General features: G+C 33.4%; 12 protein-coding genes and 1 tRNA gene. 6 read left to right on the top strand and 7 right to left on the bottom strand.

The genetic code is table 11. The features are described 5' to 3' along the window. Positions 1-40: 40 nt before the first annotated feature. A tRNA-His gene (locus tag OIU83_RS00650) sits at positions 41-114 on the top strand. 340 nt (positions 115-454) lie between these two features. On the opposite strand, the gene ypfJ is transcribed toward OIU83_RS00650, so the two are convergent. The 7 genes from ypfJ to panB all read right to left on the bottom strand — a co-directional run bounded on the left by ypfJ (position 455) and on the right by panB (position 9,966). Next, positions 455-1,309 carry a KPN_02809 family neutral zinc metallopeptidase gene (gene ypfJ, locus OIU83_RS00645; protein WP_264204353.1) on the bottom strand — a complete coding sequence of 285 codons (855 nt, stop codon included), beginning with the start codon at positions 1,307-1,309 and terminating at the stop codon, positions 455-457. Positions 1,310-1,404: 95 nt separating this feature from the next. Then, positions 1,405-5,436 carry a PAS domain S-box protein gene (locus OIU83_RS00640; RefSeq protein ID WP_264204352.1) on the bottom strand — a complete coding sequence of 1,344 codons (4,032 nt, stop codon included), beginning with the start codon at positions 5,434-5,436 and terminating at the stop codon, positions 1,405-1,407. A gap of 81 nt (positions 5,437-5,517) precedes the next feature. After that, the gene (locus OIU83_RS00635) at positions 5,518-6,306 is read right to left on the bottom strand and encodes a DUF2189 domain-containing protein (protein ID WP_264204351.1); all 789 of its coding nucleotides are present in this window, start codon (positions 6,304-6,306) and stop codon (positions 5,518-5,520) included. A gap of 183 nt (positions 6,307-6,489) precedes the next feature. Beyond that, the gene (locus OIU83_RS00630; RefSeq protein WP_264204350.1) at positions 6,490-7,818 is read right to left on the bottom strand and encodes an aldehyde dehydrogenase; all 1,329 of its coding nucleotides are present in this window, start codon (positions 7,816-7,818) and stop codon (positions 6,490-6,492) included. A 72-nt stretch (positions 7,819-7,890) separates the two neighbouring features. Next, positions 7,891-8,580 carry an RluA family pseudouridine synthase gene (locus OIU83_RS00625; protein WP_264204349.1) on the bottom strand — a complete coding sequence of 230 codons (690 nt, stop codon included), beginning with the start codon at positions 8,578-8,580 and terminating at the stop codon, positions 7,891-7,893. A 67-nt stretch (positions 8,581-8,647) separates the two neighbouring features. Beyond that, a complete protein-coding gene (locus tag OIU83_RS00620) occupies positions 8,648-8,998 on the bottom strand; it encodes a four helix bundle protein (protein ID WP_264204348.1) in 351 nt (116 codons plus the stop codon). 149 nt (positions 8,999-9,147) lie between these two features. Further along, positions 9,148-9,966, bottom strand: a complete 819-nt coding sequence (panB, locus tag OIU83_RS00615) for a 3-methyl-2-oxobutanoate hydroxymethyltransferase (RefSeq protein ID WP_264204347.1) — start codon at positions 9,964-9,966, stop codon at positions 9,148-9,150. A gap of 701 nt (positions 9,967-10,667) precedes the next feature. Between panB and OIU83_RS00610 the strand changes: the two genes are divergently transcribed. The 5 genes from OIU83_RS00610 (at position 10,668) to kdpB (ending at position 16,930) form a co-directional block, all read left to right on the top strand. Then, a complete protein-coding gene (locus OIU83_RS00610) occupies positions 10,668-12,011 on the top strand; it encodes a sigma-54-dependent transcriptional regulator (RefSeq protein WP_264204619.1) in 1,344 nt (447 codons plus the stop codon). A gap of 164 nt (positions 12,012-12,175) precedes the next feature. Beyond that, positions 12,176-12,457, top strand: a complete 282-nt coding sequence (locus OIU83_RS00605) for a DUF7674 family protein (protein WP_264204346.1) — start codon at positions 12,176-12,178, stop codon at positions 12,455-12,457. Positions 12,458-12,725: 268 nt separating this feature from the next. Further along, positions 12,726-12,803, top strand: a complete 78-nt coding sequence (gene kdpF / locus OIU83_RS00600; protein WP_081912528.1) for a K(+)-transporting ATPase subunit F — start codon at positions 12,726-12,728, stop codon at positions 12,801-12,803. Positions 12,804-12,972: 169 nt separating this feature from the next. Beyond that, positions 12,973-14,694: a potassium-transporting ATPase subunit KdpA gene (gene kdpA / locus OIU83_RS00595; protein ID WP_264204345.1), complete on the top strand. Its 1,722-nt coding sequence runs from the start codon at positions 12,973-12,975 to the stop codon at positions 14,692-14,694. A gap of 202 nt (positions 14,695-14,896) precedes the next feature. Beyond that, the gene (gene kdpB / locus OIU83_RS00590; RefSeq protein ID WP_264204344.1) at positions 14,897-16,930 is read left to right on the top strand and encodes a potassium-transporting ATPase subunit KdpB; all 2,034 of its coding nucleotides are present in this window, start codon (positions 14,897-14,899) and stop codon (positions 16,928-16,930) included. Positions 16,931-16,964 lie beyond the last annotated feature (34 nt).

Raw genomic sequence — 16,964 nt, 5'->3', positions numbered from 1 at the left:
TAAAGTTTTGGTATATATTTGCACTCGCTAAGCACAAATGGTGGTTGTAGCTCAGCTGGTTAGAGCATCGGTTTGTGGTACCGAGGGTCGCCGGTTCGAACCCGGTCATCCACCCAGAAATTTAAAGCCTTGAAGAAATTCAAGGCTTTTTTTGTGCGTTTGTTTTAGATTCAGAGGGTTGAGGGATCATGGGATCAAGACATAAATCTGTGGAGTAGCAAAAATTGGTTTTGTAAAAAGATTTAACAGCAAAGGATTATGCAAAGGTTCGCAAAGTTTAATAAATAGCTTTGCGAACCTTTGCTTTTAAAATGGATCTCAAAGGGACAAAGATTTTCTGTAGAGATGCACCGCAGCTTCGACTCCGCCAGTCTGAGAATATTGAGTGTAAAAAAAAGCAGCTATTTTTCAATAACTGCTTTAAGTTGTTTGTTCTTCTGGAAAAAAAAACTTCCTATCTTATTTCTGCAAAGGTATCCCCTTGTTTGATATCGCCTGTTTTAAATCCTTTCATAAACCAATATTTACGTTGTTCGGATGTACCGTGTGTAAAAGAATCCGGAACTACATGTCCTTGCATTTTACTTTGTATGGCATCGTCTCCAACTGCATTTGCTGCGCTTAATGCTTCATCGATGTCATCGGGATCCAAATTTTTCTCATTATAATGTGCCCAAACTCCAGCATAAAAGTCTGCTTGCAGTTCTAGTGCTACCGATAATTTATTGGCTTGTGCTTCGCTTTTTCCTTCTTGTGCTTGACGCATTTTAGCCGAGGTCCCTAGTAATGTTTGTACGTGATGCCCAATTTCATGTGCAATAACGTAAGCAATTGCAAAATCCCCACCTTTGGCACCGAATTTTGTTTTTAGTTCTTCAAAGAAGCCTAAATCCATATATACTTTTTGGTCTCCGGGACAGTAAAAAGGTCCAGATGCCGATGAGGCTCCTCCGCAGGCAGTTTGCACAGCGCCTTTAAAAAGTACAAGTTTAGGGTTTTTATAGGTCATCCCGTTTTCGGTAAATATATTACCCCAGATATCTTCGTTATCAGCAAGAATTACTTTAACGAAGCTACCCATTTCTTCATCTTCTTTGCTTAAAGGAGCTGCAGCTTCGGTTTGGCTTGATTGTGAGCCTTGCATTTGCTCTAGAACAGGAGTAATGAATTGAGCGTTTTCGCCTCCAAAAATATTTACAAGCAAAATTATAATCCCAATAATTCCACCACCTACAATAGTTTTGCCACCAGAAGACATTCCTCTTCTATCTTCGACGTTATCGCTTTGTCTTCTGCCTTGCCATTTCATAATTATATGGTTTTAATATTTTTAGTCAAATTATAGATTCACGAATTTATATAATATATATTAAAAAAGTAGCTTTAGTCTTCTGTTTTTTAACTTTATGTAATCGATTTGATTATGATTTTTTCAATACTTCCTTTTATAATGGGTTTTGAGATATACCCAGTCATTCCAGCATTGATGCAATTTTGTTTTTCATCTTTTTCTGCACCGGCGGTTACGGCAATTATGGGAATTTTTTTTCCGGATTTTAAATTTCGTATTGCTTTTGTGGCTTCATAACCATTCATGATTGGCATTTGTATGTCCATGAATATAATATCGGGGGCTGTTGCTTTATATAATTCAACAGCTTGTTTTCCATTCTCGGCATCATAAATAATGGCATTTATAAACAAGTTTTTTATAGTTGTTTTAAGTAGTAGCCTATTAACATTATTGTCTTCTACAATAAGAAATTTTGTTTCTCTGGTAAGTTGTTCTTCGCTTAATATATAGGTGTTATTAATGGTGTCTAAATCATTTTCAAAAAAATCAGAAGTATGTATATCACACGTTTTTAAATCTAAATCGAAATAAAAAGTACTGCCTATGTTTACCTTGCTTTCTAGTTGTAAATGACTATCCATCAATCCTAGTAGATTGTTGGAAATGGTTAGGCCTAAACCAGTACCTCCAAATTTTCGGGTTGTTGAACTATCTTCTTGTGAAAAGGCCTGAAAAATTCGTTTTTTGTTTTCTTCGAGTATTCCAATACCAGTGTCTACAACAGAAAATCGAGTTGTATACGTTTGATTTGTTTTATTAAGTACAGATACATTAAGCTTTATGGTTCCTTTTTCGGTAAATTTTACAGCATTAGCCATTAAATTAATTAAAATTTGCTTTATCCTGACAACGTCTATCCAGAAACATTTGGGTACATCTTCGTTGATGTTAAGTTCTAATTGAAGATTCTTCTGGTTTGATTCGTAGAATATTAAATCGATTATTTGGTTTAGTATTTCTCGAATATCATATTGATCAATGTTTAGTTCTAATTTTCCAGCTTCTATTTTAGAGAAATCGAGAATATCATTTATAATATTTAGTAATGATTGTGCCGATTGATTGACGGTAATCATATATTTCTGCTGAATTTCTTCAAGATTGGTTTTCATTAATAAATTGGTAAAACCAATAATACCATTTAATGGAGTTCGTATTTCATGCGACATATTTGCAAGAAAATCAGATTTTGATTTATTGGCCGCTTCAGCCAATTGTTTTGCTTTTATAGCGTCTTCGGTTTCCTTTTTGCTTGTGATATCAAAGTATATTCCGCCTACAAAATCAATAGTATCTCCTCTTTTTATAACGTCTCCAAATTCTTCTACCCAAATATATTCACCCGATTTTCTTTTTATTCGGTACGCACAATGTATTGGTATTCCTTTTTTTAAATCGCTTATCTGGTTCTTAATGATACTATCTTTATCATCGGGATGCATTAATGAAATAAATGATAATTTATTCTCTAGAAACTCAGATTTTGGATGTCCGGTTAGATTTTCTATTTCGTCGTTTAGGAATACTTTGGTTCCTAGCTCATCAAACTTGGATAGATAAACAGTACCAGGGATGTTATTGGCAATTAATTTAAACTTTTCTTCACTTTCGTGAATTCGGGCTTCATTTCGGTTTCTTTCGAGTGTCGAAGAAATATTATTTGCAAGTGATTGTAAGATATAGATCTCGTCTTCTGTCCACTTTTTCTCATTTGTACAGTCATCAAATCCTATGAATCCTGTAAAATCATCATTGATATACAATGGGAGAATCAAAACAGATTTGATTTCATTGGCTATTAATAATTCTTTGAAAAAGGAATCTTTAAGTTTGCGAGTTAATGTATTTAATATTCTTTTATTACTAACCTGAGTAAATATCTCATGTAAATTATCGACGGTAAAACCTTGTAGTTTTGTTATTTGGTTTGTAATTCCTTCTCTTGCCCATTTATATTTTTGACTGACTAAGTTGGTGTCGGAATCTTTTTCATAATAAAACATATGATCGACCTTTGTTGCTTTTCCTATTATTTCAAAGGTTTCTTCGAACATTTCAGAAGTGCTTTTACTCAATAAGAATTTTTCGGTACATAGTGCTAATGCAGATAGTAATTCACTTTTAAATTTTAATTTCTTTTCTGCAACCAATCTCATTTGGGAAGATATAGCCAAAGAAATAATATCCGATATTGTTCTGGCAAAATTGATGTCTTCATTATCCCAAATTCGTTTGTGCCGTGTTGATTCAAAGCAAATAATTCCGGTTAATTGCCCATTTGTAAAAATGGGGATATCCAGCATTGATTTGATGTTGTTTTTTAAAAAGGCTTCTTTTTTAAATTCGGAAATTTCCTCTTGATTAAATACATCTGGAGCATTAATTAAGGCTTTGTTTTTTATGGAGTCAAAATATATTGGGTAGTCATCTCTTTTTAAGATGGTTTTTTTTTCTAGTTTGTAATTCTCCGAACTGTATAAGTTTGTACATGTAACCGAATCTTTGGTGTATTTCCAGTAACTAACACGGTTTGTATTGGATACAAGCGCAGCTTCTTTGATTATTAGTTCAATAACACAGTTTATATCCTGATAATTACTGAAATTGGTAGTAGAAAGTTTTTTGGAAATATTATTATAATTTTCAATTTTTTCCTGTCTGATTTTATTCTCAATTTCAATAGTTTTTAGTTTGGTAATATCTCTTGCAATACCAGCATAGCCTATTATTTCTCCTAACTCATTCTTACGGATAATAACTTTAAGTGAAACCCATAATTCTTCATGATTTTTTCTTAATAATGGAATTTCTATTGCAGGGAAATCATTTTCTTTTTTCTTTAAATTTTCTTCCAGATTTTCATAAAAATTCATCGTATTGATGATATAATCCAATCGAATAAATTGGGAGTAATTGTGTCCAATGATTTCAGGTTCTGAATATTCCAGGATTGAAATTGCGAATTCATTTATGAAAGTGAAATTACCACCATCATCTGTTTCAAAAATTAAATCTGTTGCCGTTTGGATTAAATTTTTGTACAAATCACGAACCGTAATTTGTTCTGTAATATCTTGTCCAATGCCTATTATTAAGTTTTCGGAGAATTTTTTATCTTTCCATTGGATGTATTTATATTCGCCGTTTTTGCATTTTAATTTTCTAATATATAATTTATTGTCTGTATAGTTTATATGGTAGGCTTCGCCAATGAATTCAGGATCTTCGGTTAATTTCCAAAAGCCTAGCCCCATAACCTGATCTGAGGTGTATCCTAAAATTTCGGTTATGGTTTCACTACAAAATAAAATCTCTCCTTTGCGATTACTGGCTATTGTAAGTGAATTTCCTTTATGTACAATCTCATTAGTAAACCGAAATTTATCTTTAGTGTTTAGTAATATCGCATATCTCACATAGTTTATAACGAAGACAATAAGACTGAAATTAATTAAAACTACTGCTGTTTTTAGGGGTATTAATTGAAAAACAATAACAGCAACCAGAAATATAAAAATAAAAAATGTAAGGAACCAATATAATTTTGTGGGTTTTAAAACGGTATAAGCGAAAAAGTATGCAACAACAAAACTTATGATAGGAGTTAAATCACCAGGGAGAAAAATTATATTATGGATGATGTAACCTAGAAAGAGCAGGAAAAAAATAATAAAAACTAGCTGTGCGTTTTTACGTAAGATAGAAATCCTGCTGGTTATAAAGTAAAAAAATAAAATAGACAGTCCTATTGCTGAGTTAACAAGTAATAAGCTCTTTGGTCTTATTTTAAATATTTCGTTTATAATCTCAGTTAGTATAATTGAGATACTTAAAAATAAAAGATATAGCTGATACTCCTTATTGTTGTCTGTGTCTCTTCCTTTTTCTATAAAATCACCTAAACTGGTTTTTATTTTAAAAAAATGGTAAACCAAAAAAATGATAAGACCAAAAAGTATTAATCCTAAAATCGGAAACTTAGGATTGTTATAAAATAGGAGCCATTTGGGATTTACATAACTGAAAAATAATGATTTATTGACTAATCCCAGTAGGTTTAGCCTTGTAAATATTAATGACATAAAACTACAGTAAGGCACCATATAATCCAGGTCGGTTTTGGTTTAATTAAATGGTTTTGTAATGTTATTGTATGTTTTTGTTTATAAAAAAATGTTCGGCTTTGAATTAGATTCTTCAATTGCATCTATACCTATAATTGCACAATATATAGCATATGTCATTGAATAAATAAATGGAAGCGTAAAGATTACTCCAATGCAACATCCGATGAAACCTACCATTGCAGCCAATCCAGCAACTATTAATAATGCGATAAGGATAAAAGGTTGCTTTGAAACAACCATAAAGCTGGTTTTAATAGCATCAATTACATTAAAATTACCGAAAATAATCAATGGAATTGTTAGATAGGTAAAAAGGGAAATTCCCAATGAAATTACAGAACCTAAAATAGATAAGTTTATACTTTCCATTGCAGTTGATATGGAAATACTTATGATTGATATAAGAAGTGTAGCTCCAATAATATTGGTTAAGTATGGTAATTTGTAATAATGGAAGATTGTAGCTACATTAAACTCTTCATCTTTATCTGCGCAATCGGCCATTTTTAAAAAACCAGCAGTAAAGGGAGCAATAAATACAGCTAATAAAACCATGCTAGCCATATAAATTATAAATGAATCTCCAGATAATTTAAGATTTTGTAAATTTTCTAAAGATTCTTTTGTAAAATTCTGAATCCCAAAAATAGAAATTACAATACCAGAACCCAAAACACCAAGTAAGAAGTAAAAAACAAATATAATTAATCCGGCATACAGCGCTATTTTTTTATAATTTTCGAAGGCATGATTAAATACATTTGAAAAATCTAATTGATAACCATTGTTTCTAATTTCTTCAATTCGTTGTTGCGTGCGGTTCATAATTTTTAAGAGTAAATATTTGGTTATATTTTGGTTTTTTTTAGCTTGTTATTTGTGAAAATATCAGTAGTAAATATAGTATTTTTTTTAACTTGACCAAGTTAAAAATGTTTTTTGATTGGGTGCTTTTTTTTGTAATTATTTAATGGTTAATTACTGTTTCAAGCTATTTAGTCGGAACTATTACATCCAGTTTAATATTTTTCTTATCATTGCCAATTTATCTTTGTAAGGAGCATATCGCATTGGTAAATCGAGCCAGTTGGCTTTTTTTACAATGCTTTTATGATGCGAAAAGATATCAAAGCTTAGTTTTCCGTGGTAGGCTCCGATACCGCTATAACCCACACCTCCAAAAGGAAGTCTTTTGTTCGAAAAATGTACAACAGTATCATTGATACATCCTCCACCAAAAGAATATCGTGTGATTATTTTTTTAGCAAAATTCTGATTGTCGCTAAATACATATAATGCTAGAGGTTTTTCGTACTGTTCAATAATGTTTTTTATATCAGCATCAGTTTTATAGCTAAGTATTGGTAATAAAGGACCGAAGATTTCTTCTTGCATGATGGGACTTTCAAGTCCTGGTTCATTGATAAGTGTTGGTGCAATATAAAGCTTATTAGAGTCGGTTTTTCCGCCATAAATTACTTTACTTGGTTCAATCATGCTATCTAGTCGTACCCAGTTTTTGGTGTTAATTATCCTTGCAAAATCTGGTGATTCTTCGGGATTTGTACCGTAGGCTTTATTTATCTCTTCTTTTAAATAAGTGATAAAATGAGTTTTCATGTCTTTTTGAATCAAGATATAATCGGGTGCAATACAGGTTTGTCCAGCATTTATAAATTTGCCCCAAACGATTCTTTTGGCTGCTAGTTTTAAATTAGCAGTTTCGTCTATGATACATGGATTTTTACCACCAAGTTCTAGGGTAACAGGGGTAAGGTGTTCGGCTGCGGCTTTTGCTACAATTTTCCCAACCGATACACTTCCTGTAAAGAATATGTAATCCCATCGTTTTGCTAATAGTGATTGTGAAACTTCAACTCCGCCTTGTACTACTTCGACATGATTAATGTGAAATGTTTTCTGAATTATTTCGGTTATTATTTCGGCTGTTTTTGGAGTTAACTCAGAGGGTTTTAAAATTACTTTGTTTCCTGCTGCGACTGCCGAAATTAAGGGGCATAATGCTAATTGGAAAGGATAATTCCAAGGTGCCAAAATGAGTACTTTTCCGTATGGCTCTTTATATATATAATCGGTAGAAGGAAAGTTAAGTATTGAAGGGAAAACCCGTTGTGGTTTTGCCCAAAGCTGAATATTTTTAATGGTATCTTTTAGTTCCGAAATGACATAGTTAGTCTCGGTTAGAACGGCTTCAAAAGCAGGTTTTTTGAAATCATCATACAAGGCTTTAACGATTAAGTCTTCGCTTTTTTGTATGTTGAATAACAGTTTTTTAAGCGTCTCTTTACGGTATCTGATGTCGTTTTTATAGTCCATTTTAAAATCAGCTTAGTTTTACTATGCAAGTTAATTTTAAAATTTTAAATAAAAGTAGTTTTTATTCAAAAATCATATAGCATTCCATATCACTTCATCTGGAGTAGGAGCAATTATTGTAAGTGATTCTTTGGTTACGGGATGTATAAAGGTAAGTTTTCGAGCATGGAGATGAATTCCTCCATCGGGATTACTTCGGTCAAAACCATATTTTAAGTCTCCTTTTATTGGAGAGCCAATTGCCGAAAGTTGTGCTCTAATTTGATGATGTCTTCCGGTATGTAAATTAATTTCAAGAGCCACATAATTCTGAAGTTCTTTAATAATAGTATAATCTAGACTTGCTAGTTTGCTATCGGGAACTTCTTTTAAATGTGCTTTCGAAGTATTATTTTTCTCGTTTCTTTTTAAGTAATGAACTAATTTAGCACTTGTTTCTACTGGTTTATTTTTAACAACTGCCCAATAGGTTTTTTGAGTTTCGCGATTACTGAACAATTCATTCATGCGTGTTAGCGCCTTAGTTGTTCTGGCAAAAACAACGATTCCTGTAGTAGGACGATCCAAACGATGAATCACACCCAGAAATACTTCGCCAGGTTTATTGTATTTGTCTTTTATATATTCCTTTACAACTTCCGATAGTGGTTTGTCACCCGTTTTATCACCTTGTACAATATCGCCTACGCGCTTATTAACAACAATAATATGGTTGTCTTCGTGTAGAACTTGGAGATTATCTTTGGTTGAAATGATTTTCATAGTTAGACTGGCTTAGATTTTTAGACTGGCTTAGACTTCTTAGATTTTAGACTTTTAGATTAAAAGATTATAATAAAGTAGCTCTAAACCGTGATGTCATTTTAATAATTTCTTCCAATAAATTGGTTAATTCAATTGTATTTTCTTCTGTAATAAATCCTAAATCAGACGAGATCAAAAGTTGTGTTTCTACTTCATAAGCAGACCCAATGGCAATTTCTAAAAATCGTGCAAAATCTTTATTAGAGTTTCTTGATGAACCTTCAGCAATATTGGATGGAATTGAAACTGATGCTCTTCTGAGTTGATTTGTGATTCCGAATTTTTCTTCACTAGGAAATGTAGCAGTGACATTATAAATTTTAGAACAAAGCAATCTGCTCTTTTTCCATATTCCTAGTTCTTTAAATTGATGCATTTTCTTTTAAGATTATTAGATTGTTAGACTTACTTAGACTTCTTAGATTATTGAGGTTTGTAAAATTAGCGTATAAAATAAGATTTATACCACAAAAAAAACAAAAAAACAATAATCTAAGAAGTCTAAAAGTCTAAGAAAGTCTAAATCTAGTATTGCTCTCCAGAATTAGGGAAATCGCTAGATTTTACATCAGCGGCATATTGACCAATTGCTTTTGTCATTTCTTCGTATAAATTCATGTAACGTCTCAAGAAACGAGGACTAAACTCATTGTTCATTCCTAGCATATCGTGAATTACCAGAACTTGACCATCAACCTGACCACCAGCACCGATTCCAATAACTGGAATTGAGATACTTTTGGCAACTTTTTCGGCTAAATGTGCAGGGATTTTTTCTAGAACTAATGCAAAACAACCAATTTTCTCTAACAATTTTGCATCTTCGATTAGTTTTTCGGCTTCATCTTCTTCTTTGGCACGAACGGTGTATGTTCCGAATTTGTATATCGATTGTGGTGTTAAACCCAAATGTCCCATAACAGGAATTCCAGCGTTTAATATCTTTTTTATAGAATCTTTAATTTCTTTTCCGCCTTCTAGTTTTACTGCATGACCACCACTTTCTTTCATGATTCTGATAGCAGAGCGTAAAGCTTCCTTCGGATCCGATTGGTAGCTTCCGAAAGGTAAATCTACCACAACCAAAGCTCTTTCTACAGCTCTAACTACTGATGATGCATGATAAATCATTTGGTCCAAAGTAATTGGCAATGTAGTTTCGTGACCCGCCATTACGTTCGAAGCTGAGTCTCCCACAAGAATTACATCGATTCCGGCAGTATCTACAATTTTGGCCATTGTATAATCGTAGGCCGTAAGCATTGAGATTTTTTGCCCATTGGCTTTCATGTCAATTAATGATTTGGTCGTAATTCTTTTATAATCTTTTTTTGCTACAGACATTGTAATCTATGATTTAGTTCCGATCCTGATCCTGATTCTGTCCTGAAATTTCGGGATCAGAGATAGGGCGGGAGGGGATTGATTTATATTTTGAATCTGTAAAAGTAATAAAATCAATTTTTTTAAACCTCGATAGTGCGGAAATTCTTTCTGTGCTTACAAATTGATTTTAGATGTAATTGTACCTGTTATCATTGTGGTGACATATTTGGTTTATTTGAATCTGAGTTTATATGCTAAATTATGAATTGCCTCCTGCTTTAGCTGGAGGTTTAATAATTGATAATAAATTAAGGCTTTAGCCAAATGAATCTAGCATTTGGCTAAAGCCAGTTCAAATTTTACTTTTTGTACCTCCAACTAAAGCAGGAGGCAATTCAAAGCAGAAATCGATAGTACGGAAAGAGTTTATAGGTTATCATTGTCTTTTGATTTAAGATTTTAGACTAACGATTTCAGATGTGTGGAACCTGTTGTCATTGAAGTTATATAAGTCATCTGTTTTATTTTTAGCGCGGATGGTCCCGAGACTTCGGGAGATACCCTTTTATGGTAGTGTTTGCCATAAAAGATATAGTGTACAGCTGGAGATAGCTCCTAAATAAAAGAATGGATTATTTTATACTAAAAAAGTATTTTAAAGTATTTAATTAACAAATGGGTAAAATAACTAATTTTGAAAAACTAATTCACAAATCCCCATTTTGAAAAATATTCTAATTATTGACGACGAAGAAAAATTACGTAATCTTCTCGCCAGAATCATACGCTCGGAAGGTTTTGAAGTTTTTGAAGCACCAGATTTGAAATCGGGTTACAAAAAACTGGAACACAATGATATTGATGTCGTACTGTGTGATGTTAAACTTCCTGACGGAAATGGAGTTGACTTTGTTCAAAAAATAAAAACAGGTTTTCCTACTACCGAAGTTATCCTGTTGACGGCTTTTGGTAAAATTTCGGATGGTGTTCAAGCCATGAAAAATGGCGCTTTCGATTATATTGTGAAAGGGGATGATAACGATAAGATTATTCCGCTTTTATATAAAGCTTTGGAAAAAGGGCAATTGCAAAAGAAGGTTAAACAACTTGAAAAACGGATTTCGGATAAATATTCATTTGATAATATTATAGGAAAATCCAAAGGATTGGAGCAGGTTATCGATTTGGCACGTAGAGTATCCAAAACCGATTCAACAGTACTTTTAACGGGTGAAACCGGAACAGGGAAAGAGGTTTTTGCTCAGTCTATTCATGAAAACAGTAATAGGGTTGGTAAATCATTTGTGGCATTAAATTGCAGTACTTTTAGTAAAGAAATCCTCGAAAGCGAATTATTCGGACACAAACAAGGTGCTTTTACAGGCGCTATTAAAGATAAAAAAGGATTTATAGAGGAAGCCAATGGAGGTACTTTATTTCTGGACGAAATAGGGGAAATGCCATTGGAACTACAAGCCAAGTTATTGCGTGTTCTGGAATCTAGCGAATACATTCAGATTGGGGACACGACTCCGCGAAAATCTAATTTTAGATTAATTGCGGCAACGAATAGGGATTTAAAAACAGAAAGTGAAGAACACCGTTTTCGCTCGGATTTGTATTTTAGATTGAATATTTTTGAGATTAAAATTCCGCCTTTGCGCGAAAGAATAAAAGATATCGAACCATTGGCGTATTATTACGTAAAACAGTTTTCTGAAAAAACAAATAAGAAAGCATTGTCTATTGACGAAGGTTTTATGCAAAAAATGGAATCGTATCAATGGCCTGGAAATATCCGTGAATTGAAAAACGTTATAGAACGATCGGTTATTTTGGTAAATGGTGAGGTTTTAACTTCGGATGTTTTGCCGTATGAAATGCAGCACCAAGTAGTTAAAACGAATAAAAGTGTATCGGCATTCTCTATGCAAAGTGTCGAAAAACTACATATCCAGAAGGTATTTAATTATACCAAAGGCAATAAAGCCGAGACTGCACGATTACTCGAAATAGGAATTGCGACTCTTTATCGGAAATTAGACGAATACAATATTCATTAATAAAACATACTATTTTGAGAAAAGCCTATCATTATGATAGGCTTTTTTTGTGTCTAATTTTTAAGTAAATTTGATAAGGTTTTAGTTTACAGTGTTTTGTAAAAAATGTTTTTTTTTGGAATATATTTTGGCATAAGGGATGGAGAACAAAAAAAATCATTCTTATGAAAAATCAAGTCACCACGATTTACAAGCAAGCAGAACGGTTTGCCGAAATCACTAAGACAGCAATCATTAGCGGGAATATCGTTAGAGCAAAAAAATGTCTGGCGCTTGCCGAGCGGTTATATATTACAGGGAGTTATGAAACGAAAAGTGCCATTTCGAATGTGTACGTTTTCTCTGTTTCTTCTTTCATGGAATTACGGCACTGTACGATTTCGGATTTATTTCCAAAATCGCTGAAGGCTGAGTATAGCAAGCAAATTCATGCATCGGGTGTGTAAAGAAGAGAAGTAAGAAGCAGGAGAATAGAAGCAGGAGAATAGAAACAAGATAATAGAAACAAGATAATAGAAACAAGATAATAAGGACTAAATCGATTATCTCTAAGTCTTGTCTCTGATAGTCTTGCATCTCCTAATCTCTGAGTCTAAAAATAATAATCTAAATAATCCAAAACCTATGTTAATCACTATTCTTTTACTCGCACTGGCAGTTTTACTCTTTGCGATTTGTTTTAAATCTGTCGAATTTTTTGAAAAAATTTAAATTATGATTGCACTATTTATTATTGCCCTTGCCGTTTTCGGCTATTTGGTTTATGTACTAATCAAACCCGAAAAATTTTAATAATGTATAAAAGTGATATGAGATAATGTGAACTATTATAAGTAAGATGTGAAATGTAAGAAGGTTAGATGTAATGCATCGGTTTGTTTTTATTTCTCACATTTTGTAATCAATATTTTGCAGGAAAACATTTCACGAGAAAACATTTGTCTCTTAAAAAAATTAAATTATGAACACAGAATTATTTGGCGTCATCAGTATTTTTATCATTTCGATAGTTTTAGCCATTCCTTTGGGGAAATATATAGCTAAAGTTTATTTGGGAGATAAAACATTACTAGACCCGATTTTCAATCCAATTGAAAAATTTATTTTTAAAATCAGTGGAATCAATTCCACCGAAGAAATGAACTGGAAGCAACACTTAAAAGCACTTTTAAGTATAAACATGGTTTGGTTCTTTCTTTGTTTTTTTATCTTATTGTTTCAAGGGTCGCTATTCTTAAACCCCGACAACAATCCGTCGATGAGTCCAGATTTGGCATTTAATACTGCCATTTCATTTGTAGTAAATTGTAATTTACAACATTATTCGGGTGAAAGCGGCGTATCTTATTTATCACAAATGTTCTTGATGTTCTTGCAATTTGTTTCGGCTGGTGTCGGAATGGCTGCTGCAGCAATGGTTTTTACTGCAATGAAAGAAAGAACTACCGATAAATTGGGTAATTTTTATAATTATTTTATCAAAAGTTGTACTCGTATTTTATTACCACTTTCGGCTATTGCCGCTATTGCTTTGGTATTTAGTGGTTCACCAATGACTTTTGAAGGTAAAGATGCGATTACTACTTTACAAGGTGATCATGTAGAAGTTTCTCGTGGACCAGCTGCAGCGTTTATTGCCATAAAACATATAGGTACAAATGGTGGTGGTTTTTTTGGAGCCAACTCGGCACATCCATTAGAAAACCCTACTTATTTTACTAATGCTGTCGAATTATGGGCGCAATTAATTATTCCGTTTTCGATGATTTTTGCCTTAGGTTTTTATCTAAAGAAAAGAAAATTATCATACGTTATTTTTGGCGTTATGACGGTTGGATTTTTATTACTGGTTATCCCAACAGTTATTAGTGAAATTAATGGAAACCCTGCTATCGAACGAATGGGTATTGCCCAAGCAACAGGAGCAATGGAAGGTAAGGAGGTTCGTTTAGGACCTGCTATTTCAGGTTTTTGGAGCATTGCAACAACTGTAATCTCTACGGGTTCTGTAAATAGTATGCATGATAGCTCGATGCCAGTATCTGGCGCTATGGAATTGCTTGCCATGATGGTCAATGCATTTTATGGTGGTTGTGGAGTTGGTATTCTTAATTTTTATGTTTTCATTATTCTGGCGGTATTTATTTCTGGTTTAATGGTTGGTCGAACTCCTGAATTTTTAGGAAAGAAAATCGAAGCTCGGGAAGTTAAGATCGCTGCTTTTATTGCTATTCTTCATCCTTTATTAATATTATCAGGAACGGCTTTGGCATCTTATTTTGCTGCAAATGATACTGCAATGGGGTATTGGTTTAATGGGAATGCAACAGGTTGGTTAAACAATCCAGGTAATCATGGATTTTCGGAAATGTTATATGAATATACTTCAAGTGCAGCCAATAACGGTTCTGGTTTTGAAGGTTTAGGAGATAACAATCCGTTCTGGAATATTACTACAGGAATTGTATTGTTATTGAGTCGTTTCCTTCCTATAATCGGGCCATTGGCTATTGCGGGGTTACTTGCTAATAAAAAATATATTCCGGAAAGTGCAGGAACTTTAAAAACAGACACTTCTATTTTTGGAGTAATGGTTTTTGCTGTAATCGCAATTATCGCCGCCTTATCATTCTTCCCAGCGTTGGCGCTTGGACCTTTAGCGGAGTTCTTTACACTTAAATAATAATTCATTTTTGAATGATAGACGCAATTTTTAACACATAGAAACATAGTTAATATAAATAATTAAGGAAATTAAAGAAAACTCATTTTTTTACATAGCTATGTAAACTATATAAAAGTGAAACGCCTTAATCTTATAATAAAAAAATCTATGTTTCTATGTGTTAGGAAACAGTCAACTAAATAAAATAATATAAAAGAAAATGACTAACAATAAATCCAATTCATTGTTTGAAAGTAAGCAGGTAAAAGATGCCTTGGTGCAATCTTTTGTGAAGCTTAACCCAAAATTGATGATTAAAAATCCGGTAATGTTTACCGTAGAAATAGGAACTGCCATTATGTTTGCCGTTTGTATTTCCATATTAATGGGAGCACAGGACCAAGGTAGTTTTACTTATAATTTAATTGTGTTTTTAATTTTATTAGCCACACTTTTGTTTGCCAATTTTGCCGAAGCAATTGCCGAGGCCAGAGGTAAAGCTCAAGCGGATAGTTTAAGAAAAACACGGGAAGAAACCCCAGCAAGACAAATTCTTGCTAACGGAGAAATCAAAAATATTAGTTCTTCGGAATTAAAAAAAGGTGATGTTTTCGTTTGTGAAGCTGGAGATTTAATTGCAACTGATGGTGAAATCATCGAAGGGTTGGCAACTATTGACGAAAGTGCGATTACTGGAGAAAGTGCTCCTGTGATTCGGGAAGCTGGTGGAGATAAATCATCGGTAACTGGAGGAACAAAAGTATTGTCGGATAAAATTAAAGTTATCGTAACTTCTGAACCAGGCGAAAGTTTTCTTGATAAAATGATTGCTTTGGTAGAAGGTGCAAGCCGTCAGAAAACACCAAATGAAATTGCATTGACTATTTTGTTGGCTGCATTTACATTAATCTTTGTGATTGTTTGTGTTACTTTAAAACCATTTGCAGATTATGCCAATGCTCCGATAACAATTGCTGCTTTTATATCTCTTTTTGTATGTTTAATTCCAACAACAATTGGTGGTTTGCTTTCGGCAATCGGAATTGCGGGTATGGATAGAGCGTTGCGTGCGAACGTAATTACAAAATCTGGAAAAGCGGTAGAAACTGCCGGAGATATTGATGTATTGCTTCTGGATAAAACTGGAACTATTACTATAGGAAATAGAAAAGCAACTAATTTTTATCCTGCTCAAGGTGTTTCGGAAAAAGAATTCATTGAATCTGCGGTATTAAGTTCTCTTGCAGATGATACTCCAGAAGGGAAAAGTATTGTAGAATTGGCTGGTCCGGCTGTGGCTCAAAATTTATCTATTGAGGGAGCTACTTTAATCAAGTTTACTGCAGAAACCAGAACTAGTGGTGTTGTTTTAAAAGACGGAACCAATATTAGAAAAGGTGCTCAGGATGCTGCTAAAAATATCTCGCTTCAGGCTGGGAATGTTTTTCCAAATGATACTGCTCAAAAAGTAATTGATATTTCGTCTAAAGGAGGAACACCATTGGTAGTTGTTAAAAACAACCAAGTGCAAGGTGTTATCGAATTACAAGATATCATTAAAACGGGAATGAAAGAACGTTTTGACCGTTTGAGAAAAATGGGTGTAAAAACGGTAATGGTTACAGGAGATAATCCCCTTACGGCTAAGTTTATTGCCGAAGCTGCTGGTGTAGATGATTTTATTGCCGAGGCTAAACCTGAGGATAAAATGAACTACATTAAAAATGAGCAACAAATGGGTAAACTTGTCGCAATGATGGGTGATGGTACGAATGACGCACCCGCTCTTGCACAAGCAGATGTAGGTGTTGCAATGAATAGCGGAACTCAAGCTGCTAAGGAAGCTGGAAACATGGTCGATCTGGACAATGATCCAACTAAGTTAATTGAGATTATCGAAATTGGAAAACAGTTGTTGATGACCAGAGGTACGCTTACAACGTTTTCTATTGCAAACGACGTAGCGAAGTATTTTGCTATTGTTCCTGCTCTTTTTATTACTGCGATTCCTGCTTTGCAAGGTTTAAATATCATGCATTTGCATAGTCCTGAGAGTGCAATTTTATCGGCTGTAATCTTTAATGCGATTATTATCCCGATATTGATTCCGCTAGCGTTAAGAGGTGTTGATTATAAACCAATCGGAGCAAGTGCAATCTTAAAAAGAAACTTGTTGATTTATGGTTTAGGTGGATTAATTATCCCTTTTATCGGTATTAAATTAATTGATTTGGTTGTAGCGCTGTTTATGTAAGCTACTAAGGTGCTAAGTTTCTAAGGTACTAAGA

Origin of the sequence: Flavobacterium shii, from assembly GCF_025847235.1 — a bacterium.
Classification (GTDB): Bacteria; Bacteroidota; Bacteroidia; order Flavobacteriales; family Flavobacteriaceae; genus Flavobacterium; species Flavobacterium shii.
Note: the sequence above shows the minus strand (reverse complement) of the source record. Positions and strands in the feature narration are given on the sequence as shown.